23 protein-coding genes and 1 other annotated feature are annotated in these 22,964 nt (G+C 38.4%); of the genes, 19 read left to right on the top strand and 4 right to left on the bottom strand.

The annotated features are described in order from the left end of the window. Nucleotides 1-36 precede the first annotated feature (36 nt). Both IGJ28_RS02540 and proB read right to left on the bottom strand, forming a co-directional pair. Complete coding sequence (locus IGJ28_RS02540; protein ID WP_081131861.1) at nt 37-1,281, bottom strand: glutamate-5-semialdehyde dehydrogenase; 1,245 nt, start codon at nt 1,279-1,281, stop codon at nt 37-39. Further along, nucleotides 1,278-2,087, bottom strand: coding sequence for a glutamate 5-kinase (gene proB / locus IGJ28_RS02545; protein ID WP_005473069.1), 810 nt, complete (start codon nt 2,085-2,087; stop codon nt 1,278-1,280). Before proB ends, IGJ28_RS02540 begins: the two co-directional genes overlap by 4 nt. A 211-nt stretch (nt 2,088-2,298) precedes the next feature. On the opposite strand from proB, the gene IGJ28_RS02550 reads away from it, so the two are divergent. From IGJ28_RS02550 to IGJ28_RS02605, 12 genes are all read left to right on the top strand, one after another. Further along, nucleotides 2,299-2,808: a dUTP diphosphatase gene (locus IGJ28_RS02550; RefSeq protein ID WP_005473067.1), complete on the top strand. Its 510-nt coding sequence runs from the start codon at nt 2,299-2,301 to the stop codon at nt 2,806-2,808. A 52-nt stretch (nt 2,809-2,860) separates the two neighbouring features. Beyond that, on the top strand, nt 2,861-4,231 hold the full coding sequence (radA, locus tag IGJ28_RS02555; protein ID WP_003129268.1) for a DNA repair protein RadA: 1,371 nt from the start codon (nt 2,861-2,863) through the stop codon (nt 4,229-4,231). Nucleotides 4,232-4,432: 201 nt separating this feature from the next. Further along, complete coding sequence (locus IGJ28_RS02560; protein WP_103300719.1) at nt 4,433-5,560, top strand: PIN/TRAM domain-containing protein; 1,128 nt, start codon at nt 4,433-4,435, stop codon at nt 5,558-5,560. A 177-nt stretch (nt 5,561-5,737) separates the two neighbouring features. Continuing rightward, nucleotides 5,738-7,195, top strand: a complete 1,458-nt coding sequence (gltX, locus tag IGJ28_RS02565) for a glutamate--tRNA ligase (RefSeq protein WP_081131859.1) — start codon at nt 5,738-5,740, stop codon at nt 7,193-7,195. Then, nucleotides 7,192-7,387 (top strand) — a binding site (T-box leader). Its footprint overlaps the gene before it by 4 nt. Before the next feature lie 67 nt (nt 7,388-7,454). Then, on the top strand, nt 7,455-8,000 hold the full coding sequence (epsC, locus tag IGJ28_RS02570; RefSeq protein ID WP_003129273.1) for a serine O-acetyltransferase EpsC: 546 nt from the start codon (nt 7,455-7,457) through the stop codon (nt 7,998-8,000). Continuing rightward, nucleotides 7,984-9,393 (top strand): cysteine--tRNA ligase, encoded by a 1,410-nt coding sequence (gene cysS, locus IGJ28_RS02575; protein ID WP_103300717.1) that lies wholly within the window; start codon nt 7,984-7,986, stop codon nt 9,391-9,393. The genes epsC and cysS overlap by 17 nt, the downstream gene beginning before the upstream one ends. After that, nucleotides 9,390-9,830, top strand: a complete 441-nt coding sequence (locus IGJ28_RS02580; RefSeq protein ID WP_003129275.1) for a Mini-ribonuclease 3 — start codon at nt 9,390-9,392, stop codon at nt 9,828-9,830. Before cysS ends, IGJ28_RS02580 begins: the two co-directional genes overlap by 4 nt. Continuing rightward, complete coding sequence (gene rlmB / locus IGJ28_RS02585) at nt 9,778-10,605, top strand: 23S rRNA (guanosine(2251)-2'-O)-methyltransferase RlmB (RefSeq protein WP_003129276.1); 828 nt, start codon at nt 9,778-9,780, stop codon at nt 10,603-10,605. Before IGJ28_RS02580 ends, rlmB begins: the two co-directional genes overlap by 53 nt. After that, nucleotides 10,602-11,120 (top strand): NYN domain-containing protein, encoded by a 519-nt coding sequence (locus IGJ28_RS02590; RefSeq protein WP_005473058.1) that lies wholly within the window; start codon nt 10,602-10,604, stop codon nt 11,118-11,120. The genes rlmB and IGJ28_RS02590 overlap by 4 nt, the downstream gene beginning before the upstream one ends. 94 nt (nt 11,121-11,214) lie before the next feature. Further along, nucleotides 11,215-11,775 (top strand): sigma-70 family RNA polymerase sigma factor, encoded by a 561-nt coding sequence (locus IGJ28_RS02595; protein WP_003128971.1) that lies wholly within the window; start codon nt 11,215-11,217, stop codon nt 11,773-11,775. 87 nt (nt 11,776-11,862) lie between these two features. After that, nucleotides 11,863-12,108, top strand: a complete 246-nt coding sequence (locus IGJ28_RS02600; protein ID WP_003128972.1) for a Veg family protein — start codon at nt 11,863-11,865, stop codon at nt 12,106-12,108. Nucleotides 12,109-12,180: 72 nt separating this feature from the next. After that, a complete protein-coding gene (locus IGJ28_RS02605; RefSeq protein WP_003128973.1) occupies nt 12,181-12,618 on the top strand; it encodes a GNAT family N-acetyltransferase in 438 nt (145 codons plus the stop codon). A gap of 129 nt (nt 12,619-12,747) precedes the next feature. Here IGJ28_RS02605 and mscL read toward each other — a convergent pair whose 3' ends face one another. Beyond that, nucleotides 12,748-13,191 (bottom strand): large conductance mechanosensitive channel protein MscL, encoded by a 444-nt coding sequence (gene mscL, locus IGJ28_RS02610; RefSeq protein ID WP_005473052.1) that lies wholly within the window; start codon nt 13,189-13,191, stop codon nt 12,748-12,750. A gap of 149 nt (nt 13,192-13,340) precedes the next feature. Here mscL and yfmF point away from each other — a divergent pair, with 149 nt between their 5' ends. The 7 genes from yfmF to rny all read left to right on the top strand — a co-directional run bounded on the left by yfmF (nt 13,341) and on the right by rny (nt 22,128). Further along, nucleotides 13,341-14,609 (top strand): EF-P 5-aminopentanol modification-associated protein YfmF, encoded by a 1,269-nt coding sequence (yfmF, locus tag IGJ28_RS02615; RefSeq protein WP_003128975.1) that lies wholly within the window; start codon nt 13,341-13,343, stop codon nt 14,607-14,609. Continuing rightward, nucleotides 14,602-15,900, top strand: coding sequence for an EF-P 5-aminopentanol modification-associated protein YfmH (gene yfmH / locus IGJ28_RS02620; protein WP_438845111.1), 1,299 nt, complete (start codon nt 14,602-14,604; stop codon nt 15,898-15,900). The genes yfmF and yfmH overlap by 8 nt, the downstream gene beginning before the upstream one ends. A gap of 332 nt (nt 15,901-16,232) precedes the next feature. Continuing rightward, complete coding sequence (locus IGJ28_RS02625; protein ID WP_003128979.1) at nt 16,233-17,138, top strand: helix-turn-helix domain-containing protein; 906 nt, start codon at nt 16,233-16,235, stop codon at nt 17,136-17,138. A gap of 111 nt (nt 17,139-17,249) precedes the next feature. Continuing rightward, entirely contained in the window at nt 17,250-17,831 is a 582-nt protein-coding gene (pgsA, locus tag IGJ28_RS02630) for a CDP-diacylglycerol--glycerol-3-phosphate 3-phosphatidyltransferase (protein WP_156248273.1), read from the top strand. 82 nt (nt 17,832-17,913) lie between these two features. After that, nucleotides 17,914-19,152 carry a competence/damage-inducible protein A gene (locus IGJ28_RS02635; protein ID WP_003128983.1) on the top strand — a complete coding sequence of 413 codons (1,239 nt, stop codon included), beginning with the start codon at nt 17,914-17,916 and terminating at the stop codon, nt 19,150-19,152. A gap of 103 nt (nt 19,153-19,255) precedes the next feature. After that, complete coding sequence (gene recA, locus IGJ28_RS02640; RefSeq protein WP_003128984.1) at nt 19,256-20,302, top strand: recombinase RecA; 1,047 nt, start codon at nt 19,256-19,258, stop codon at nt 20,300-20,302. A 251-nt stretch (nt 20,303-20,553) separates the two neighbouring features. Next, nucleotides 20,554-22,128 (top strand): ribonuclease Y, encoded by a 1,575-nt coding sequence (rny, locus tag IGJ28_RS02645; RefSeq protein WP_029487351.1) that lies wholly within the window; start codon nt 20,554-20,556, stop codon nt 22,126-22,128. A gap of 108 nt (nt 22,129-22,236) precedes the next feature. On the opposite strand, the gene treR is transcribed toward rny, so the two are convergent. Further along, a complete protein-coding gene (gene treR / locus IGJ28_RS02650; protein WP_003128986.1) occupies nt 22,237-22,953 on the bottom strand; it encodes a trehalose operon repressor in 717 nt (238 codons plus the stop codon). Nucleotides 22,954-22,964 lie beyond the last annotated feature (11 nt).

A 22,964-nucleotide genomic window follows, 5' to 3' on the forward strand; every position in this document is an offset into this window, starting at 1 on the left:
CTTAAAGATTGAAGTCTCCGGAATCAAGCAGCTTTTTTATTTACGTATTTGACCTTCTCCATAGATAATATATTTGGTGGAAGTCAGAGCTTCAAGTCCCATTGGGCCTCTAGCATGCAATTTCTGAGTTGAAATGCCGATTTCTGCTCCAAAACCAAAAACAAACCCATCCGTGAATCGTGTAGATGCATTGACATATACTGCAGCAGCATCTACTTCTTGTAAGAATTTCTGAGAGGCAAAGTAGTTATCCGTGACGATAGCTTCAGAATGCTTAGTGTTGTAATGATTGATGTGGGCAATTGCTTCATCGATGGAATCTACAACTTTGATGGCTACAATATAATCTAGAAATTCGGTTTGCCAATCTTCTTCAGTAGCAGGTTGCGCATTTATTAAATAGTTACGCGCGTTAGTATCAGCACGCAACTCTACTTTATTTTTCAGTTCTTTTTCTAGTAAAGGTAGAAATTCTGCTGCACAACTTTTATGAACGAGGATCGTTTCGATTGCATTGCAAACAGAAGGTCGCTGAGTTTTGGCATTGACAACAATGTCGACAGCCATCGGAAGCTGTGCATCTTTGTCAATAAAGATATGGTTGTTACCTGTTCCTGTTTCAATGACAGGAACTGTTGCTGTTTCTTTGACACGACGAATGAGGTTAGCACCGCCTCGTGGAATCAGTACATCCAAGTACTTGTTCAAGCGCATCATTTGATCAGCCACTGCATGACTGGTGTCATCAACAAATTGAATAGAATAGGGTGAATATCCATTGGCGCTTAATGTTTCTTGCAAAAGATTTACAAGGATTTGATTTGAGTAGAAGGCTTCTTTACCTCCTCGCAAAATGACAGCATTCCCAGATTTGAAACATAGACCGGCAGCATCTGTTGTAACATTGGGTCTTGCTTCATAAATAATTCCCACAACACCTAATGGTACACGTTGTTTACCAATTAAGAGATTATCACTATTGCGCCACATTTTGTCCACGATTCCAAGTGGATCAGGGAGCTGAACGATTTTTCGAATACCAGTTGCCATCTCCTTGATTCGTTCATCAGTTAATTCTAGGCGATCAATTAAAGTTGAATTTAATGCATTTTTTTTTGCAGCAGCAAGGTCTTTTTTATTTTCTGTTAAAATTCGTGAACGATTTCTTTCAAGTGTATCGGCCATAGCTGATAGTAAGTGATTTTTCTCAGTAGCGGTTAGTAAGCTAAGTGAGGCCGCACTTTTTTTTGCTTGCTTTCCCAATTGCATTAAATCGATCATAATGTTTCCTCCTTGTAAAAGTAAGTGCCAACCTTTTTGCCAGCTAAGATATCAAAAATGATTTTAGGCTGTTTCCCATTCGCCAAGATCATTGTGGCATCTGTTTTGAGAATACGATCCGCAGCTTTTAATTTGCTTGACATGCCACCAGTTCCATACGGACTTCCTTTTCCGGTTGCTTGTTTCATTAAATCAGGTGTAATCTCAGTAATTTCATCATAAAGTTTAGCAGTTTTATGATGTAGCGGATTAGCAGTATAAAACCCATCGATGTCGGATAGCATAATCAACAGATCCGCATGGACTAACTGCGCTACAATTGCAGATAATTGATCATTATCACCAAATTTAGTAAGATGGTCCAACTCATCTATGGCAACTGTATCATTCTCGTTGATTATTGGGATAATTCCCATCGCTAAGAGCTGCTCCAATGTATTACATACATTTTCTCGACTTTGAGGAAACTCAATAATATCTCGAGTCAACAATAATTGAGCAGTTTTTTGATTGTAAACTTGAAAACGGTGATTGTAAATATTCATTAATTCGGCTTGCCCCACGGCTGCAACAGCTTGTTGCTGGGGGATTTCTACAGGACGTTGTGGAATGTTTAGTTTATTCATCCCTACACCAATAGCACCAGAAGAAACGAGAATAATCTCTTTGTTTTGATTCTTTAGATCGGACAGAACAAAAGCCAGTTCATCAATACTCGAGAAGTTGATATTTCCATTGGGATAGACGAGGGAACTGGTCCCAATTTTGATAACGACTCGATTCGCTTTTTTTAGTTTCTCTCGCATGGATGTAACCACCTCTTCTGAATTCAGTAAATAATATTTTTTCTATTGTACTAGCAAAATAGCCTTTCGTCATGTCCTTTTTCTATTTTCTTCGTTTTTTTGACTGCGGAAGCGAAGAAAATATAAAGAGTTTCTGATAATTTTGTTTTCATTAAAGAAAACAAGGGTTACTATGCTAAAATGACTATATGTTTATTAATTGGAGGAAAAGATGAAGACACGTGGATTTGAGATTGTTTCAACATATGCAGATAAGGATATAGCTCTTCCGCAACGCGCAACACACCATGCGGCAGGGTATGATTTTGAAGCGGCAGAAGAAGTCGTAATACCTAGTATATGGAAAGCGGGGTTGATGAATGGCATCCAAGCGTTGACAGCTAAAGATGTTCAAAAAGCAATCAAACCGACACTGGTTCCGACTGGAATCAAATCATATATGGGAAAAGAAGAGTATTTACAATTAACGAATCGTTCGAGCAATCCTCTCAAACGTTTTTTGTTACTAACAAATGGTGTCGGAGTAATTGACAGTGATTATTACAATAATTCTGATAATGAAGGGCATATCATGTTTCAATTTACGAATTTTGGTCCCAGTGATTTAACCATCAAAAAAGGTGAACGAATTGGTCAAGGGATCTTCTTGCCGTTTTTAAAAGCGGATCAAGATGTAACCAGTCAATCACGCTCTGGAGGATTTGGTTCCTCAGATCTGTGATTGTTCGATATACGCATGCAGTCAGTCCTAGATAACGAATTGGAGGTTTGCAATGGCTAAGAAAGCAAAGAGTCAGTTTGTCTGCCAAAATTGCGGATATTCTTCACCAAAGTATTTAGGGAAGTGCCCTAATTGTGGTAGTTGGAATTCGATGGTAGAAGAAGTGATTCAAGAAACAACGGATCGGCGAGTACGGACCACTCTTACGGGACAACGGATGCAACCAACAAAAATTGCTGATGTCATACCAAAGAAAGAACCACGAGTACAGACCAAACTAGCAGAGCTAAACCGAGTTTTGGGTGGTGGTGTTGTTCCGGGATCATTGATTTTGATTGGTGGTGATCCAGGGATCGGCAAGTCGACTCTTTTACTGCAAGTCTCACAGCAGCTTGCAGCTATTGGCGGCAAAGTATTGTATGTTTCGGGTGAGGAAAGTGCAGAGCAGATAAAAATGCGTGCCCAGCGTTTAGGAGCCATTGATACGGAATTTTATTTATATCCAGAAACGGATATGTCTGAGATAAGCAAGGCAATCGAAAATCTAACACCGGATTATGTCATCATAGATTCGATACAAACGATGACACAACCAGATATCACTAGTGTGGCAGGAAGCGTGAGTCAGGTTCGAGAAACGACTGCCGAACTTCTAAAACTGGCTAAAACCAACGGGATTGCTATTTTTATTGTGGGACATGTAACCAAAGAAGGTTCAATTGCTGGTCCACGAATGCTAGAGCACATGGTGGACACCGTTTTATATTTTGAAGGTGAAAAGCATCACAGCTTCCGTATTTTGCGTGCCGTCAAAAATCGATTTGGTTCGACAAATGAGATTGGGATTTTTGAAATGGAAGCAGGCGGATTGAAAGAAGTAGCCAACCCCTCTCAAGTCTTTCTTGAGGAGCGATTAGAAGGCGCTACGGGTTCTGCCATCGTTGTTGCAATGGAAGGCAGTCGACCGATTTTAGTAGAGATCCAAGCTTTGGTGACACCAACTATGTTTGGTAACGCTAAACGAACGACTACCGGATTGGATTTTAATCGTGTTTCATTAATCATGGCGGTCCTTGAAAAACGGGCTGGGTTGCTTCTACAGAATCAAGATGCTTATTTAAAAGCAGCTGGTGGTGTAAAATTAAATGAACCTGCAATCGATTTAGCAATTGCAGTCAGCATAGCCTCAAGTTATAAGGAAAAAGGTACGAGTCCTACGGAATGTTTTATCGGTGAAATTGGGTTGACTGGTGAGATTCGACGTGTCAATGCGATCGAACAACGGGTAAAAGAAGTGCAAAAATTAGGATTTACTAAAGTATATTTACCTAAAAATAATCTTACTGGGTGGCAACCGCCCAAAGGTATCGAAGTAGAAGGTGTGTCAACTTTATCGGAAACTCTACGAAAAGTTTTTCGTTAATTCTGATAAGGTGTTAGTTAAAAAAAGAATAAATTCGAAGATGAGACGAAAATAACGAAATTATCAGAACAAGAATGAATGAAGACTGTTTATTGAGAACTATTTGCATCAGAAGGTGCTATCTTTGTCCAGCTCTTTCTAAAAAAGATTTTTTCGTTTATGAGTCTCAGCTTCGTACTAAATTAGTTTGGAGGAACGTGTATGCAGAAACGAGTCATTACTGCGCTAATGGTTCTTGCTGGAGCAAGTTTAGGTATCTCATTAATGCCTGTTGCATGGCAAACCATTGGTCAATCAAAAAATGAATGGCTGAACAATAATATCACTAATAGCTTGCTTGGAGCCCTTATTTTCTTTTTATTATCTTTGCTATTAGCGAAATATATTGCAGCTGGAATTCGTAAAATTGAAGAAAAATTGAGTGAATTGAGTCTAACTTATTTATTATTTGGAGCAATCGGATCAATTATTGGTTTAATGATCGGGGTCATTGTATCGATTCCTTTTTATAATTGGGATATTCCTTTTATTAACGGAATCGCGCCTATTTTAGTAATGGCGTTGTTGGGATATCTTGGCTTTCAAATTGGCACGACTCGAATCGAAGAATGGAAAAAAATCTTTTCTTCTAAAAGCAAGAAAACAGAACCTGTTGAAGAACAACAGATGCTTGATCGTAAAATAGCTGATCATTTTCATAAGTATAAAATTCTCGATACGAGTGTTATCATCGATGGACGTATCTACGACATTGCTAAGACAGGTTTTCTTGAAGGGGTCCTATTAATTCCCAATTTTGTTTTATATGAATTACAATATATTGCAGATTCAGGAGACAGCTTGAAACGTGTACGAGGTCGACGTGGATTAGATATTTTGAATGCTTTGCAAAAAGAAGAAGGTATCGCTGTTGAAATGTATGAGGGTGACTTCGATGATATTTCTGAGGTCGACAGCAAATTGATCAAATTAGCAAAGATCCTTGATGGTATTGTGGTTACAAATGACTATAATTTAAACAAAGTTTCAGAATTTCAAAATGTTCCTGTGTTAAATATCAACGCTCTTGCGAATGCAGTTAAACCAGTAGTGATTCCTGGAGAAACAATGAATGTACTTGTTGTAAAAGCTGGAACGGAAAGACAACAAGGTGTCGCTTATTTGGATGACGGAACGATGGTTGTTGTTGAAGATGGACAGCATTACATGAATGAACATATCCAAGTAGTTGTTACGAGCGCACTGCAGACAGCTGCGGGACGAATGATATTTGCTAAACCGGCTCATTCAAGTCGTGGAATCGATAATCAGGAAGACACAAAAAATTAGCAATAATCAATGGCAATTGGCGGATTTTACGCCGGTTGCCTTTACTATTTTGCTTAATGATTGTACAATTCTAGCTGAGCGAACTATTTTATTATCGGAGATTTTCCCTATAAGCTAGAAGGTAAGAACCGAACAGCAAAGGATTGTTTGCAAATCAGATGAAGGAAGAGGAAAAAGATGACTAAAGTGCGAGTACGTTATGCTCCAAGTCCAACTGGACATCTACACATCGGAAATGCCCGAACAGCATTGTTTAATTATTTATTTGCACGTCATAACGATGGCGAATTTATTATCCGTATTGAGGATACGGATCAAAAAAGAAACATTGAAGATGGTGAGAAGAGCCAGCTAGAGAATCTCGCTTGGTTGGGTATTGATTGGGATGAATCCCCTGCAAACCCTGGAGAGTACGGACCGTACCGCCAATCAGAACGCGGTGAGCTGTACCAACCATTGATTGATCAGTTGCTAGCAAGCAATCGTGCCTATAAGTGTTATTGTACAGAAGAAGAGCTAGAAGCAGAGCGTGAAGAACAACGCGAACGTGGCGAAATGCCTCATTATGGCGGAAAATGCGCTAATCTAACACCAGAGGAGCAATCGGAAAAAGAAGCACAAGGCATCCAACCAGTTATTCGTTTCCGAGTTCCTAGAAATACAGAGTATAAGTTTCATGATATGGTAAAAGGTGAGATCGTTTTTGAGTCAGATAATGTAGGCGGCGATTTTGTCATTCAAAAGCGCGATGGGATGCCAACATATAACTTTGCAGTGGCAGTTGATGATCATCATATGAAAATCACACATGTATTGCGGGGCGATGACCATATTGCTAATACACCAAAACAATTGATGATCTATGAAGCATTTGGTTGGCAAGCGCCACAATTTGGACACATGACACTGATCATCAACAGCGAAACTGGTAAAAAGCTAAGTAAACGCGATGAATCAATTTTACAATTTATTGAGCAGTATCGTGAATTAGGATACTTACCAGAAGCAATGTTCAATTTTATCGCATTGTTGGGTTGGTCCCCAGTAGGAGAAGATGAGTTATTTTCTCAATCTGAATTGATCCAAATGTTTGATCCAGAACGCTTGAGCAAATCACCAGCGGCTTTTGATGCCAAAAAATTGGAGTGGGTCAACAACCACTATATGCGTCAAATGGACCTGGATCAGTTGACAGAAATGTGTTTGCCATATTTAATCAAAGCAGGTCGAATTGAAGAAGAGCCTTCCGCAGAAAAAAGAGAATGGCTGAAAAAAATCGTCTCACTATATCAACCACAAATGAGTTATGCTGCACAAATTGTGGAAGTTTCTGAGTTATTCTTTAATGAACATCCTGAATTGGATGCTGCTGCGCAAGAAGTCTTGGCGGGTGAAACTGTTCCAACTGTACTCAATGCCTTTAAAGAAAAATTGACTGCAATGACTACCGTTGACGCACCAACAGTAAAAGCTGCAATCAAAGAGATCCAAAAAGAAACAGGGATCAAAGGTAAAAACTTGTTTATGCCAATTCGTGTTGCTGTCTCAGGACAAACGCACGGACCAGAATTACCAGATACAGTAGAATTACTAGGAAAAGAAAAAGCACTTGATCATTTAAATAATGTATTATAAACACGAAGAATAGACGAAGTACTTACCTTTTTTTTGAAGAGAGATCACGGGTGGTGAGAGTGATTAAAAAAAGTAAGGAAATGCACCTAGGAGTGGTTTTGGCGCAAGTCAAAAACGGCAGCAGACGTTACCTGCACCAAGGCAGAAAATTCTGTGAACAAAAGTGGAACCACGTGGTTGAGCGTCTTTTGAATAAGGAAACTTATTTGAAAGATGCTTTTTTGTATGTAAGTAATCAATAGGGGAAGCAGGTGAGAAGATGACTTGGACCCAAAAAGCAATTGCAGCAGCGAAAAAAAATGACCCTTCAGCTCGATCAACGCTGGAAATCGTATTGTCTTATCCGGGCTTTCACGCATTGTTTTGGCATCGCTGGTCGCATTTTTTATTTCAAAAAAAACTCTTTCTTCTAGCTAGACTCACATCCCAGTTTTGGCGTTTTCTGACAGGCATCGAGATTCATCCTGGTGCTCAGATTGGCGAAGGGGTATTTATCGATCACGGGATGGGTGTTGTAATTGGAGAAACAGCTATTATTGAAGATGACGTCGTATTATTTCACGGTGTAACACTAGGCGGGACAGGTAAAGAAAAAGGGAAACGCCACCCGACCATAAAAAAAGGGGCATTCATTTCAGCTCATGCACAAATTCTTGGCCCTGTCACAATAGGGGAAAGCGCCAGAATCGGTGCTAGTGCAGTGGTTCTTAGTGATATCCCAAATGAAGCGACTGCTGTAGGAATACCAGCCAAAGTCGTAAGAATCAAAGGAAAGAAGGTTAGCCAAGATGATCAAAATTTATAATACGTTAACACGTAAAAAAGAAGTTTTCCAACCTCTCGAACAAGGTAGGGTGAAAATGTATGTTTGCGGGCCAACAGTTTACAATTATATCCACGTCGGCAACGGACGTAGTGTAGTATCTTTTGACACGATTCGCAGATACTTAGAATATAGAGGGTATGAAGTCGATTACGTAATGAACTTCACCGATGTTGACGACAAAATTATTCGGACCGCCAAAGAATTGAAAACTTCTGCTCCAGAAATAGCAGATCGTTTTATCGAAGCATTCAATAAAGATACTGCGGCTTTAAATGTTCAACCAGCTACATTAAATCCGCGAGTAATGGATCACATCGAAGACATTATTGCGTTTATTCAAGTATTAGTAGATAAAGGATACGCCTATATGGCAAATAATGATGTGTATTACCGTACACGTAAATTCAAGCACTATGGTCAGTTAAGTGATCAATCAATTGATGAATTAGAAGTTGGGGCCAGTCAACGAACGGGTGAAGAACAAAAGATCAAAGAAGATCCGTTAGATTTTGCTTTGTGGAAAGCGGCTAAGGAAAACGAAATCGCTTGGGATTCACCATGGGGACTAGGACGTCCCGGTTGGCACATCGAGTGCTCCGTTATGGCAACCAAACATTTAGGAGAAACAATAGATATTCATGGAGGTGGACAGGACCTGACTTTCCCTCATCATGAAAATGAAATTGCACAGAGTGAAGCGAAAACGGGTAAGACGTTTGCTAATTATTGGATGCACAATGGTTATGTCACGATTGGTGAAGAAGAAGAAAAAATGAGTAAATCTTTGGGCAATTTCGTTACTGTCCATGAAATGGTTCAAAAAATTGATCCTCAAGTTTTGCGCTTCTTTTTGGCTACTACCCAATATCGGCGTCCAATCAAATACAGTGAAACGACATTGAAAGAGGCAGAAACAAATCTGCAAAAATTGAGAACAGCCTTAGAAAATGCACAATTTCGTTTGCAAAATAGTAAAGAAGGATCCCCAGAAGGAACCGACCATGCCATCTTAGCAGAATTTGAACAGCGTTTTGTACAAGAAATGGATGACGATTTTAATGCAGCAAATGGTATCACAGTAGTATATGAACTTGCAAAATGGTTGAACACTTACAGCGAAAGTGCTTCAATCGATATAGAATTATTGACTGCTGCAGTTGAAAAATTCAAGGAATGGCTAGCCATCTTTGGGATTTACTTTGTGGGTGAGGAACTTTTAGATGAAGAGATCGAACAACTAATCGAAGAACGTATCCAAGCAAGACAAGCAAGAGATTTTGCCCGAAGCGATGAAATCCGGGATGTGCTAAAAGAAAAAGGGATTATCTTGGAAGACACAGCGCAAGGTACCCGGTGGAGAAGAGACGCATGAGAGATTACAAACAGTTGAACGGACTAGCGTTAGCCTATATTGGGGACGCGGTCTATGAAGTATACATTCGGGACTATTTGATTGAACAAGGACAAACAAGACCTAATCAGCTTCATCATATGGCGACACACTATGTATCAGCAAAAGCTCAGGCGGCATTGATCCAAAAGATGCTTGATGAAGAAATAATGACTGAAGAAGAATATGATTTTTACCGTCGTGGACGAAATAGTAAAAGCCATACCAGTGCAAAAAATGCTGATGTAACCACCTATCGCATTGCTACAGGCTTTGAATCCTTAATTGGGTATCTACACTTAACAAAGCAACAGGATCGTTTAGACACGCTCGTAGCTTGGTGTATCAAGAAAGTAGGGGAAGAAGATGAGGGAAAAGAAACAAAGAAAACCGTCGCGTCAAAACACGGTAAAAAATAAACAGCACACTAGAAAGAATTTTCGTGAAGAAACAACTGAATTGATAGATGAGAATTTTGTATTCGGTTATCATGCGGTAATTGAAGCGTTGAAAGAAGGACGCGGGAATAAATTATTTATGGCAGAGGATGCCAGAGGGGAAAAAATCGATGGGTTAAAAGAAGCTGCTCGCGCACAGTCTGTCCCAGTCAAGTGGGTGCCAAAACAAAAGCTCGATCAAATGAGCAATCAAGGCGTCCATCAAAGTGTGATTTTAGCGATCACCCCTTATGAATACCTATCTCTGGATGAATTATTGGCACAAACAAAAGAGCAGTCATTCTATTTGATTTTAGACAATTTAGAGGATCCACATAATTTTGGTTCAATCCTGAGAACAGCGGATGCTAGTGGGGTAGACGGAATCATTATTCCGAAACACCGTGCAGTAGGAATCACTCCTGTAGTCGTGAAGACTTCTACTGGTGCTGTAGAACATATTCCGATTGCTCGTGTCACCAATTTAAGCCAAGCGATTCAACAACTAAAACAAGCTGGTTTTTGGATTTTTGGAACGGATATGAAAGGAACTGATTACCGTTTGTGGAATGCTCAAGGGGCAGCGGGATTGATTATCGGCAATGAAGGTCGAGGAATGAGTGAAGGATTGAAAAAAGATGTTGATGAGATGTTGACTATTCCGATGACTGGTCATGTACAAAGTTTGAATGCTAGTGTGGCAGCTGGGTTATTAATGTATCAAGCTTTTACTAGTCGAAATGGGGCGCCGCAATGAAAACGCCCCTGCTAATCGTCGATGGCTATAATATGATTGGTGCTTGGCCTGAATTAGTCTTATTAAAAAACCAAGATCGTTTAGAAGATGCAAGAGAGGCGTTATTGCATCGATTATCCAATTATTCAAAATACGAAGGATTAAAGATTATTGTTGTATTTGATGCGCAATTGGTTCCCGGTGTTACTCAAAGCTATAGTAAATATCAGTTACAAGTCATCTTTACTGAAGAAGGTGAAACTGCTGACAGCTATATCGAACGCATCGCTGGAGAATTGAATGACCGTTTGACTCAAGTAACAGTTGCAACGAGTGACTTAGCAGAACAATGGGTTGTGTTTTCTCAAGGTGCGTTGCGAACTTCTGCTCGAGAGCTTTATAAAAGTATTGAAAAAACAGAAGAAGCAATCCATCAGCATCAAACAGACATCAAATTTGAAAATTTTCGCAGAAACTCTCCTTGGACGCCTGAACAATTAGCTGAATTAGAAAAAAAACTGCATGATTTGAGTTAGGGACAAAGATGGTTCGTTAAATGAGAAACTAATGAACAAGAATATGTTACGCTCTTTTTGTACCAAAAATTAAGCATAAAAGGAGCGTAACAAAATGAAATCAAACGAATCAATCAGTAGGAGTTCAGAAGAATTTGAAGCAATGTTTTTCAAGTATCGCCCTATCGTCGAGATTATGTACAAAAAATATTATCTCAAAGATTATGATTTAGATGATTGGATGCAAGAAGGCCGTATTGTTTTTAACAAATGTCTGCAAGCTTATGATGAAAACCGTGGAACAACACTAGGAGTTTTGTTCAAACGCTCGTTTGAAAATCGCGTCTGCAGTTTATTACGGTTGCAACAAGCACAAAAAAGAAAAGCACAATTAAATTCTTCTTCTCTTGAAGAAAAAATTTCTCATGAAGGACCAAATTTTCTCTCCGATCAAAATGAACAAACTGAAAAAGCGGAGAAGTATTTAATGCTTCAAGAAACTATGAATAAATACGATTCGCCATTTTCGAAGTTAGAGCAAATCGTTATAATGAATTACTTGAAAGGATTAGAACTTGAACAAATTGCAGAACAAACAGAACTTCCACTGCAACAAATTAAAAGCGCTTACAACCGCGGCAAAAAGAAATTGAGAGCGCTTCTTATGAACCCTTAGAGAAAATCTTATTGAAAGAATAATTATTTTATGGTAAACTTGAAATTTTCTGTAAATTATAGTATACTGTTGCTTGAGGTGAATGCGATGCCAACAACTTTAGCAACAATCAAAAAAGATTTAGAAGGTCGTATAGGCAGTGAAATCATGCTAGTTGCTCAAACTGGGCGTAAACGTCAAACGGAACGCCGTGGTGTTTTGACAGAAACATACCCTTCTGTGTTTGTCGTGGATTTAGATCCAAACGAAAATTCGTTCGAACGTGTTTCCTATAGTTATTCGGATATTCTTACTCGAACGGTTGAGATTGAATTTTTAACAAAAGCTGTTTGATCAGAAAAGGGCTGACAAAATGTTAGCTCTTTTTTTGTATTTTTTATTATTGATTAGTTAGGAGATAGTAGAATGATTGTTATGATAAAAGAGTTGCATGAGATGACCGGATTAGAATTTCACCAAATCGCTGCTTTACGTACTCAAGTGTTTGTCGTAGAACAAAATTGCCCCTATCAAGAAGTAGATGCAATTGATTTGATTGCTAAACATCTTTGTATTTTTGATGAACAGCAACAACTTGTTTCTTATGCAAGGATATATTTTATCGAAGGTACGGTTCATTTTGGTCGAGTTTTAGTAAATCCTCTGTTCCGTGGACAAGGGCATGGGGATCAATTGCTACAAGAAATCATCAAACAACTAAATCGTTTCTATCCAAATGCTCCGATTGAAATCGAAGCTCAAGCGCATTTGCAGAAATTTTACGGGAAATATAATTTTGTCACTGTTTCCGATCCTTTTGATGAAGATGGAATTTTACATGTGGTTATGAGAAAAGAGAAATAAAAGCAGTCATTACTTATAAAAAAAAAGATGAACAAATCATGAATAACTCTCTGCTCTGACATGTATTTGCCAGAGCTTTTCTGATTTCAAGAGCTATCCATTATTGTTCGAATCATTCTAAAAAACTATCTAGTTAAAAGGATCACGGTTTATATCATTAGTTGTGATATTGGTGCGGGATTCTGTTTGTACTTTCAATAAGTCACGAATTTCTTGAAGATAGTCTTCGGCAGTAACTTCTGGTTCTTCTTCTTCAACTGGTTTTTGATGAAGATTGCGCAATTTATTCACAGCTTTAACGATTAAGAATAGAACAAAAGCAGTAATCAAGAATGTAATAATTGCAGTAATCACTTGACCGAAATTAAAGACGACATTTTTTTTAGGCTCCCAAACAAGCCCTGAAAATGCATCTTCGCTGCCGAAAAATGAAAATACCAGCGAAACTAATGGTGTTAAAAGACCTTCTACCAAACTGGTGACAATCGCTGTGAAGGCACTCCCGATGACAACCCCAACAGCTAAGTCAATCACATTTCCGCGCAAAATAAATTCTTTAAATTCCTTGATCATAAACAAACCTCCTTTAAATTTATTCTTAGTATAACGAATAAACGATGATTTATAAAAATATACGCCCGTAAAATGAGTAATTTTTCTGGAAAAATTCTGCATTATGCTATAATTGAAGAGATGATTTTTGAGAGGATAAGAGGTGCATTATGGCAATTGAACTAAAAAAAAATGTTCGACTTACGGTTTTGCCGACTAAAAAATATAAAACAATCCGTGTTTTTATTCGATTTACTTCGCAATTAGCGGCTGAAACGGCTGCGAAACGCACATTATTGACGAGTTTATTAGAGACAACTAGTTTGCGTTATCCCACTCAAACAGCCTTTAGTACGCAACTGGCAGAATTGTATGGAGCAAGCTTTGGCATGAATGTTAATAAAAAAGGGGATCTTCATCAAGTCAATGCAGCAATGTCGTTCGTCAACGGAAAATATGTTGCTGATGAAGAACTATTTACCCAAGCTGTTTCTTTTTTGAAAGAAGTGCTTTTTTTCCCAAATATTGTTCAAGATGAATTTGAATCAAAAAATTTTACGATCGAAAAAAGCAATTTGATTGCTTATATGAGAAGTATTGCTGAGGATAAACAGGCGTTTGCTTCATTAAGCTTACAAGAATTATTTTTTTCAAAAAGTGACAATCAAAAATTTCCAAGTTTTGGTCGTCCTGAAGATTTGGAAGATGTGACGGCAAAAGAACTAACAGAAACATATAGTTCTATGATTAAAGAAGATGCTGTAGATATTTTTGTGATTGGGGATGTCGAAGAAGATCAAGTAATTGAAGTTATGAAGGATCTCCCCTTTGAAAATCGTCCTGAAAAAGATCTTTCTGTTTTTTATCGTCAAGATTTGGAAAATATTATCCGCGAGAAAATCGTCAGAGAGCCTGTGACTCAGGCAAAACTGAACTTAGGTTATCGTACGGGTGTTTATTATAATCAACCGGAACGTTTCTCTCTCATGGTTTTTAATGGATTATTTGGCGGATTTCCTCATTCAAAACTATTTATGAATGTTAGAGAAAAAGAGAGCTTAGCTTACTATGCATCAAGTAATGTGGATACATTTCGAGGTTATTTATCTGTTCAAACAGGAATTGATGGCAGTAACCGGGATCAAGTCTTTACTTTGATTGAACAACAACTTCAAAGTTTACAAAGAGGAGAAATTACAGAGGCTGAATTGGCACAGACAAAAGCTATGCTTAAAAATCAGTTTTTGTTATCGTTGGATAGTCCACAGTCTTTGATTGAAACAGAATATCTTAATCAGTGGGTACCGAATACTAAAATGAGTGAAGAGCAATTTATACAGCGTTTGGAAGAGGTATCGGTCACAGATGTTCAAAAAATTGCTCAAAAGATCGAACTTCAAGCCGTATTCTTTTTAGATAAGGAGCTTGATCATGAATAAAAAACATTATAATCAAATAAATGAAGTCTTGTATAAAGAGATATTACCCAATGGATTAACAGTTTATTTATTACCTAAAGAAGGGTTTCATAAAACATACGGTCTTTTTAGTACAGATTATGGTTCTATCGATAATCATTTTGGTTATGCGAATGAAACGATGCATACTGTACCAGATGGTATTGCCCATTTCTTAGAGCATAAACTTTTTGAAAAAGAAGACGGTGATGTCTTTCAAAAATTTGGGCAACATGGAGCATCAGCCAATGCATTTACTAGCTTCACAAAAACGAGTTATCTTTTTTCGGCTACCAATCAAATTCAAAAAAATTTAGAAACCCTTTTAGATTTTGTACAGATGCCTTATTTTACGAAAGAAACGGTTGAGAAAGAGAAAGGGATCATTGGGCAAGAAATTCAGATGTATGATGATGATCCTAACTGGCAACAATTTTTTGGTGTCATTAAGAATCTATATCCAAAGCATCCGCTTCACATTGATATTGCTGGGACTGTTGAAAGTATAGCAGCCATCACAGCAGAAGATCTTTATCTGTGCTACCATACATTCTACCACCCAAGCAATATGACTTTGTTCATAGTTGGAAACATCGATCCAGAAGAGACAATGAACTGGATCAGAGAAAACCAGGCAGAAAAAACTTTTTCTGCAGCAAAAGAAATTAAGCGTCAATTTCCGGAAGAAACCGTTCAAGAAATTATTCCAGAAAGTATTATGAGGATGCCCGTTACGCGACCAAAAGGTGTTTTGGGTATCAAAGGGAATATGGAGAAACGTCCGACGGAAGGTCGGGAGTTGCTACGATATAAACAATCTTTGAATTTATTGTTCCAATTACTTTTAGGTAATACTTCAGCTAATTACTTAAGGTTGTATGATCAAGGAATTATTGATGATACGTTTGGTTTCGAAGTAAGTTTGGATCGAAGTTTTTACTTTGCTGATTTTTCTGGAGATGCAGAAAACCCTGAAGAGATGCTTCAAGCGATTGAAGAAATTTTATTGAACTATGAAAATGATCCTGAAATGAACGAGAAGAATCTTGAGTTACTTAAGAAAAAAATGCTGGGTAAATATTTTCAATCTCTCAATTCATTAGAATTTATTGCTAATCAATTTACACAAAGCTTATTTGGCGAAACAACACTCTTTGATTTGCCAGATGTTATACGTTCAATCACGCTCAATGATGTTCGATCTGCTGCTAAAGTATTCATTGATCAAAAAGCATTCAGTCGGTTTTACTTGCTACCAACTAAAACTAACTGATTAATCGTCATTGTGTAAGATGCCGTCTATGCATTTTCTGATAGATGGCTCTTGTTTTTGTAGAAGAATGAGTAATGAGATCAAAAAGTATTAAATTTTGTTTGCGACTTGTTTGAATGTTATCCTCAGTCAATTTTTTTTATGGTATTCTTTAAATGATACTGATTGAACAATTTTCATTTATGATGAAAAATCAAGAGTAAAAATGTTATATTTAATAAACAACCTATCAATTAAGCAATCCAAGGATGACAAGGAGAAACGAAGTGGATTTCCGATCCAAGTGTTTGCCTTCCATAAAATGAATAGTAAAGACTGGAGTAGATGATCGAGTGGCCAACGAAACTACGATTGGAGCAAAATTACGGCAAGCCCGTTTAGATAAACATATTTCATTAGATGAATTACAGCAAATGACAAAAGTTCAAAAAAGGTATTTGGAGGCAATCGAAGCCGATCGTTTTGAACAATTACCAGGAACTTTTTATGTTCGTGCATTTATTCGTCAATATGCCGCCGCTGTAGGTGAGGACGGAGATAAGTTAGTTTCTGTATTTGATGGAAAAGATACATTGGCAGAACCACTGCCTAAAAGACCTCAACCTGAGACCGTAAGCGGATCGAGAAAAGCTTTGCATGTAGAGGAAAAAGGCGGAACGTTTTTATCCCGCTACTTACCAATGATTTTATTAGGATTAGTAGCAGTCACTATTATCTGTATTGTTGGGTATATGGCTTGGCAAGACAGACATTCAACCCCTATGATTCAAGGTAGTTCGGCACCGGTGGTTGAGAATTCAGCCTATACATCAACCTCAAGCACGGTGGAATCGACAGCAAGCAAAGAAACGAGCGAGTCAGAGACTCAATCTTCTAGCAGCACAGAATCTAGTGAGAAAGAAATGACTATGACCAAAGGGGAATCTTCCCAATCAGATATCAGCATTTCAATTAAAGATGCGACGAATCCAATTAAATTAGAGTTAACTGGATTAGATGCCTCGTGTTGGGTAGGCATTCTTGTAGACAATGCGTATGTCTACCAATATACTTTACAAGCGGGCGAAGTCCAATCGACGACATTGCCAGAAAATGCAACCAATGCAACCATTGTACTTGGTGCAAGTCAAAATATCCAGATTGCGGCAAACGGGCAAAAAATTGATTTCGATGATCCTCAGTATAAATTGCTCCAAAAAAATGTGCATTTAGCGATTGAGTATCAAGAAACAAACTGATCAGAAGAACGATTAATTAGTTAGAAAGATAACATTGTTCCTATGGCAAGTGCTGTAGTAGCATGGTTTCCGTTTTTTTCGTACAATATTTGTCAGAGAGGAGCAAATTTTTTGAATTTACCTAATCAATTAACTGTATTACGCATCATAATGATTCCTATATTTATTTTAGTTTTGGCGTTGCCAATCGATTTAGGAACATTGGACGTTGGAGGCGTCGATTTACTCACAACACATCTGATAGCAGCCATTCTATTTGCTGCTGCAAGCATTACGGATTGGCTGGATGGTAAGATTGCTCGTTCCAGAGGATTGGTTACCAATTTTGGGAAATTTGCCGATCCCTTAGCGGACAAAATGCTGGTAATGACTGCATTTATTATGTTAGTCGAATTGGATAAGGCTCCAGCTTGGGTAGTCTCTATCATCATTTGTCGAGAGTTAGCAGTCACCGGTTTAAGGCTCTTGTTAGTAGAGCATCATGGTGAAGTTCTTGCTGCTGCTTGGCCTGGTAAAATCAAAACAGCAACACAAATGGTTGCCATTGTTTTCTTATTTATTAACAATCTTCCTTTTTCACTCATAGGCATTCCATTGGATCAAATCATGTTGTATGTATGTTTGATCTTTACAATTTATTCTGGAATCGATTATTTCATTAAAAATGCCAGTGTTTTTAAAGGTTCAATGTAATTTCTAAAAGTTCAGAGGAATTCTGAACTTTTTTTGTAAAAAAAATCAATTACAACGTAGTTGATAATGAAGGAGTAATGAAATGAAGGCAGAGATTATTGCAGTAGGGACCGAATTGCTTTTGGGACAGGTGGTGAATACCAATGCAACTTTCTTATCAGAAGAATTAGCTAGTTTAGGAATCGAAGTTTACTATCATAGTGTTGTAGGGGACAATCCAAAGCGTTTGGAAGAGCTAGTAACACTTGCCGAGAATCGCAGTGACTTGATCGTATTTTGCGGTGGTCTCGGACCTACAGAAGATGATTTAACCAAACAAATCGTTGCACAGCATGTCGGTCAAGAGCTCGTTCGTGACGAAGCAGGGTATGAGCAAATGCTGACCTTTTTCAAAAATGGTCAGCGTTTTATGACAGAAAATAATTTGAGGCAGACGTTGGTATTCAAAGATGGTACAGCGTTACCTAATGCAACTGGGTTAGCAATCGGTATCTTCTACCGAACAGCTACAGCGGCATATCTCCTGTTGCCTGGACCACCAAGTGAACTGAAACCTATGTTTATCCAACAAGCCCGTCCAATTTTGCAGACAGAGTTTTCATCAGAAGAACAGTTGATTTCTCGAGTATTGCGATTTTATGGAATTGGAGAATCCGCACTAGTAACTGAACTTGCCGATCTAATTGATTCTCAGAAGAACCCAACGGTCGCACCGTATGCTAAACCCAATGAAGTAACCTTGCGTTTGACGGTGAAAACTACGGATGAATCGGCAGGACAAGCCAAACTAGATGAATTAGAACAACAAATCCAAGCAAGAGTGGGCGAATATTTTTATGGATATGGAGAGCATACTTCATTAGCTGAAGTAGTCGTTGATATGTTGAAAGAAAAGAAAAAAACCGTGACGGCTGCGGAGAGTTTGACAGCGGGACTCTTTCAAGCGACGCTGGGAGACATCTCAGGCGTGTCCCGTGTATTTTCTGGTGGTTATGTGACTTATGCTAAAGAGACAAAAAGTAAGATGCTAGGAATCAATGAAGACTTGCTAACAGCTTATGGAACTGTCAGCAAGGAATGTGCAGAAGCGATGGCGCTTGCTGCCCAAGCCAAAGAAAAAGCGGATTACGCCCTTTCTTTTACCGGGGTAGCTGGACCAGATGAGCTTGAGAATCAACGCCCAGGAACGGTCTGGATTGCTTTAGCAACCAATGAAGGTGTGAAAAGCAAGTGCTATCATTTTTCCAGAGATCGTGCATACGTTCGTCATAGTGCAGTAATGGCAGGATTAGATCTATTACGTAAGGAATTGTTAAGATAATGCGAATGTTTGTTCGTTTTTTCTTGCATTTTTTTAAAAGAAGGACTATTATTAACATAGTAATTGACACACGAAAGTGAAGAAAATAAGGGGGATTATCCGTTTGGCAGATGATCGTAAAGCAGCTTTAGATGCTGCACTGAAAAAGATTGAAAAGAACTATGGTAAAGGTGCCATTATGAAACTTGGTGAGAAAGTCGATCAACAAATTTCGACGATTCCAAGTGGTTCATTGGCTTTGGATGTTGCTTTAGGTGTGGGTGGTTATCCACGTGGACGTATTGTTGAAGTATATGGACCAGAAAGTTCTGGTAAAACGACAGTTGCTTTACACGCAATCGCTGAAGTTCAAAAAGGTGGCGGAACAGCAGCCTTTATTGATGCAGAACATGCATTAGATCCTCAATATGCACAAAAATTGGGTGTAAATATCGATGATTTGCTGCTATCTCAGCCCGATACAGGTGAGCAAGGTCTTGAGATCGCTGATGCTTTAGTATCAAGTGGAGCTGTCGATATTGTTGTTATCGACTCGGTTGCCGCTTTGGTACCAAGAGCTGAGATCGATGGTGAGATGGGTGATACCCACGTTGGTCTTCAAGCCCGGTTGATGTCTCAAGCATTGCGTAAATTATCTGGATCAATCAATAAGACCAAAACAATTGCGATTTTTATCAATCAAATTCGTGAAAAAGTTGGGATCATGTTCGGTAATCCTGAAACAACTCCTGGTGGACGTGCGCTTAAATTCTATTCGACGATTCGATTAGAGGTACGACGTGCAGAACAATTAAAATCCGGGACAGACATTATCGGAAACCGGACAAAAATCAAAGTTGTCAAAAATAAAGTAGCGCCACCTTTTAAAGTTGCTGAAGTAGACATGATGTATGGACAAGGAATCTCTCAAGAGGGAGAGTTGCTTGATATGGCAGTAGAGCAAGACATTGTTGATAAGAGCGGTGCTTGGTATGCTTATAAAGGAGATCGCATTGGTCAGGGGCGGGAAAACGCGAAAAACTATATGCGTGAACATCAAGAAATGATGATGGAAGTTTCTGCTCGTGTTCGCGATGCGTACGGCATTGGTACCGGAGAAACGGTCATTGAAACAGAAGATGCGCAAGAAGAACTACCATTAGACGAATAAGATCGTTTAACGATAAAGAAGAAGCCAAACATTCAAGTGTTTGGCTTTTTTTGTACAGTAATAACAGATCTGCTCATAAAAACTGCACGTTAAAATGAAACCTACATGAGGTGATATACATAGGATTTAAAGTTGACACTCTTGTGTACAAACATTAGAATAAACTTATGTGGGTTTCCACATAGCAGTAGGCAACTTGATAATTTATTTTAATTTGTTTATCAAAACTACAAAATATTGTAAAAGATAGTATGGAGGTGGATTCATTGGAACTACTTTACATTCTCCTCGCTATCATCGGTTTAATTGTCGGTCTTGGATTAGGAGTTTTTGTGACCAAATCTCGTCACGAAAAAGAGATCAATGGCGCGCAAAATTCTGCAACTGGAATTATCGAAAGCGCTAAAAAAGAAGCAGAAACTCTAAAAAAAGAAGCATTGTTAGAAGCTAAGGAAGAAAATCAGCGTTATCGGTCAGAGATTGAAAGTGAGTTGAAAGAAAGCAAACTTGATTTAAAATCACAAGAAAATCGCTTGCTCCAAAGAGAACAAGTACTTGATCGCAAAGATGATTCTTTGGAAAAACGAGAGCACTCACTGGAAGAAAAAGAAAACAGACTTAGTGAGAAACAACAATTAATTGACGAGCGAGAAAAAGAAGTAGAAAAACTAATCGATGGGCAACAGCAAGAATTAGAGCGTATTGCGGCTTTGTCTAGAGAGGAAGCCAAAGAGTTGATCATGAAATCAACGGAAGAAGAATTGAATCATGAATTAACGATTATGGTAAAAGAATCAGAGCAACGTGCAAAAGAAGAAGCAGATCGTAAAGCGAAAAACTTATTGTCACTAGCAATTCAACGTTGTGCTGCAGATCAAGTATCAGAAACAACAGTATCTGTCGTATCATTACCAAATGACGAGATGAAAGGTCGAATCATTGGACGAGAAGGACGCAATATTCGGACATTGGAAACATTGACCGGTATTGATCTGATTATCGATGACACACCAGAAGCAGTTGTACTATCAGGATTCGATCCAATCCGTCGAGAGATTGCACGAATGACATTAGAGAAACTGATCCAAGATGGAAGGATCCATCCTGCACGTATTGAAGAGATGGTTGAGAAATCCCGCAAAGAAATGGATGAACACATCCGTGAATATGGGGAACAAGCAGCCTTTGAAGTCGGTGCACATACCCTACATCCTGATTTGATCAAGATATTGGGACGTTTACGCTTTAGAACCAGTTATGGACAAAACGTATTGAATCACTCAATTGAAGTGGCAAAACTTTCGGGTGTTCTAGCTGCTGAATTAGGTGAAGACATTCAGTTAGCAAAACGTGCTGGACTGCTGCATGATATTGGGAAAGCACTTGATCATGAAATTGAAGGCTCACACGTTGAGATTGGTGCTGAACTTGCTGCCAAATATAAAGAAAATCCTGTAGTCATTAACGCAATTGCATCCCACCATGGAGACGTAGAAGCTACTTCAGTTATCTCTGTGCTGGTAGCTGCAGCAGATGCTTTATCCGCTGCTAGACCAGGTGCACGTAGCGAATCGTTGGAAAACTATATCCGTCGTTTACAAAACTTAGAAAATATTGCGAATGGCTTCAAAGGTGTAGATTCAAGTTTTGCTGTACAAGCAGGTCGAGAAGTACGAGTTATGGTTAAGCCAGAAGAGATCTCCGATTTAGATGCGGTTCGTCTAGTACGTGATATCCGTAAAAAAATTGAAGATGATCTTGATTATCCAGGACATATCAAAGTAACGGTTATTCGTGAAACGCGAGCAACTGATTACGCTAAATAGCATAAAAAAGAACCTTGGCTTTTAAAGCCAAGGTTCTTTTTTATCAAATAGTTTAGCCCTCGTTAGCAGGATTAAAATTAATCAAAGCCGCCTAGTACTTAAGAGAGGTTAGATTTTTCTTCTGCGCGCAAAGTCTACAAATCGAAACTTATCTAAGCGATGTATCGATTCAGTGTATTCAAAACAGCGTGTGTCTTCAAGATAAACCAAACTACGTACAGTAACAACATGTTGATCATCAGGATGAAGGTCCATTAAATCTCTTAATTCTTTATTGACTGGATCCACGGTAATTTCTTTTTGTGCATAGGCAATTTCAAGTCCAAGATCATTTTCAAAGTAATCATAGATCGAGTCTTGTGCTCGACGTTCAGGCAATTCTTCAATAATCGAAGCATCTAAATAATCTTTATCTAGAATGACAACTTCACCATCAATCTTTCTTTGACGTACCAATTTCCAAGCTTCAGAAGCAACTGGCCAATCAGTAATACCATGTAATTTTGGTGAAACGGCGATCTTACGAATTTCAACTACTTTTGTTTCACTAGGAATACGTTGAGTATCTTGTAATTCTTTAAAACTAGTTAGACCAGAAATAGGAAAGTCAAAACGATTCAGATCTAAAACGATTGAACCTTTTCCTTGTTTTTTTTGAATGTAGCCAGCATTTTTTAAAAGATTCAAGGCTTTTCGAACCGTTTCACGAGAAACACTGTACATTTTGATTAATTGGTTCTCACTAGGTAAAAGAGAGTGTGGCGGGTATTCGTTTGACAGTATCTTTTGTTCAAGATCCAAAAATATCTCTTTGAATTTATTCATGGGATTGCCTC

The sequence above is a fragment of the Enterococcus sp. AZ091 genome (assembly GCF_051714805.1).
Taxonomy (GTDB): domain Bacteria; phylum Bacillota; class Bacilli; order Lactobacillales; family Enterococcaceae; genus Enterococcus_D; species Enterococcus_D gallinarum.

Excerpts from the sequence above, each read along its gene's own strand:
- IGJ28_RS02540 (WP_081131861.1), bottom strand. The coding sequence starts at position 1,281 with ATGATCGATTTAATGCAATTGGGAAAGCAAGCAAAAAAAAGTGCGGCC.
- proB (WP_005473069.1), bottom strand. The coding sequence starts at position 2,087 with ATGCGAGAGAAACTAAAAAAAGCGAATCGAGTCGTTATCAAAATTGGG.
- IGJ28_RS02550 (WP_005473067.1), top strand. The coding sequence starts at position 2,299 with ATGAAGACACGTGGATTTGAGATTGTTTCAACATATGCAGATAAGGAT.
- radA (WP_003129268.1), top strand. The coding sequence starts at position 2,861 with ATGGCTAAGAAAGCAAAGAGTCAGTTTGTCTGCCAAAATTGCGGATAT.
- IGJ28_RS02560 (WP_103300719.1), top strand. The coding sequence starts at position 4,433 with ATGCAGAAACGAGTCATTACTGCGCTAATGGTTCTTGCTGGAGCAAGT.
- gltX (WP_081131859.1), top strand. The coding sequence starts at position 5,738 with ATGACTAAAGTGCGAGTACGTTATGCTCCAAGTCCAACTGGACATCTA.
- epsC (WP_003129273.1), top strand. The coding sequence starts at position 7,455 with ATGACTTGGACCCAAAAAGCAATTGCAGCAGCGAAAAAAAATGACCCT.
- cysS (WP_103300717.1), top strand. The coding sequence starts at position 7,984 with ATGATCAAAATTTATAATACGTTAACACGTAAAAAAGAAGTTTTCCAA.
- IGJ28_RS02580 (WP_003129275.1), top strand. The coding sequence starts at position 9,390 with ATGAGAGATTACAAACAGTTGAACGGACTAGCGTTAGCCTATATTGGG.
- rlmB (WP_003129276.1), top strand. The coding sequence starts at position 9,778 with ATGAGGGAAAAGAAACAAAGAAAACCGTCGCGTCAAAACACGGTAAAA.
- IGJ28_RS02590 (WP_005473058.1), top strand. The coding sequence starts at position 10,602 with ATGAAAACGCCCCTGCTAATCGTCGATGGCTATAATATGATTGGTGCT.
- IGJ28_RS02595 (WP_003128971.1), top strand. The coding sequence starts at position 11,215 with ATGAAATCAAACGAATCAATCAGTAGGAGTTCAGAAGAATTTGAAGCA.
- IGJ28_RS02600 (WP_003128972.1), top strand. The coding sequence starts at position 11,863 with ATGCCAACAACTTTAGCAACAATCAAAAAAGATTTAGAAGGTCGTATA.
- IGJ28_RS02605 (WP_003128973.1), top strand. The coding sequence starts at position 12,181 with ATGATTGTTATGATAAAAGAGTTGCATGAGATGACCGGATTAGAATTT.
- mscL (WP_005473052.1), bottom strand. The coding sequence starts at position 13,191 with ATGATCAAGGAATTTAAAGAATTTATTTTGCGCGGAAATGTGATTGAC.
- yfmF (WP_003128975.1), top strand. The coding sequence starts at position 13,341 with ATGGCAATTGAACTAAAAAAAAATGTTCGACTTACGGTTTTGCCGACT.
- yfmH (WP_438845111.1), top strand. The coding sequence starts at position 14,602 with ATGAATAAAAAACATTATAATCAAATAAATGAAGTCTTGTATAAAGAG.
- IGJ28_RS02635 (WP_003128983.1), top strand. The coding sequence starts at position 17,914 with ATGAAGGCAGAGATTATTGCAGTAGGGACCGAATTGCTTTTGGGACAG.
- rny (WP_029487351.1), top strand. The coding sequence starts at position 20,554 with ATGGAGGTGGATTCATTGGAACTACTTTACATTCTCCTCGCTATCATC.
- treR (WP_003128986.1), bottom strand. The coding sequence starts at position 22,953 with ATGAATAAATTCAAAGAGATATTTTTGGATCTTGAACAAAAGATACTG.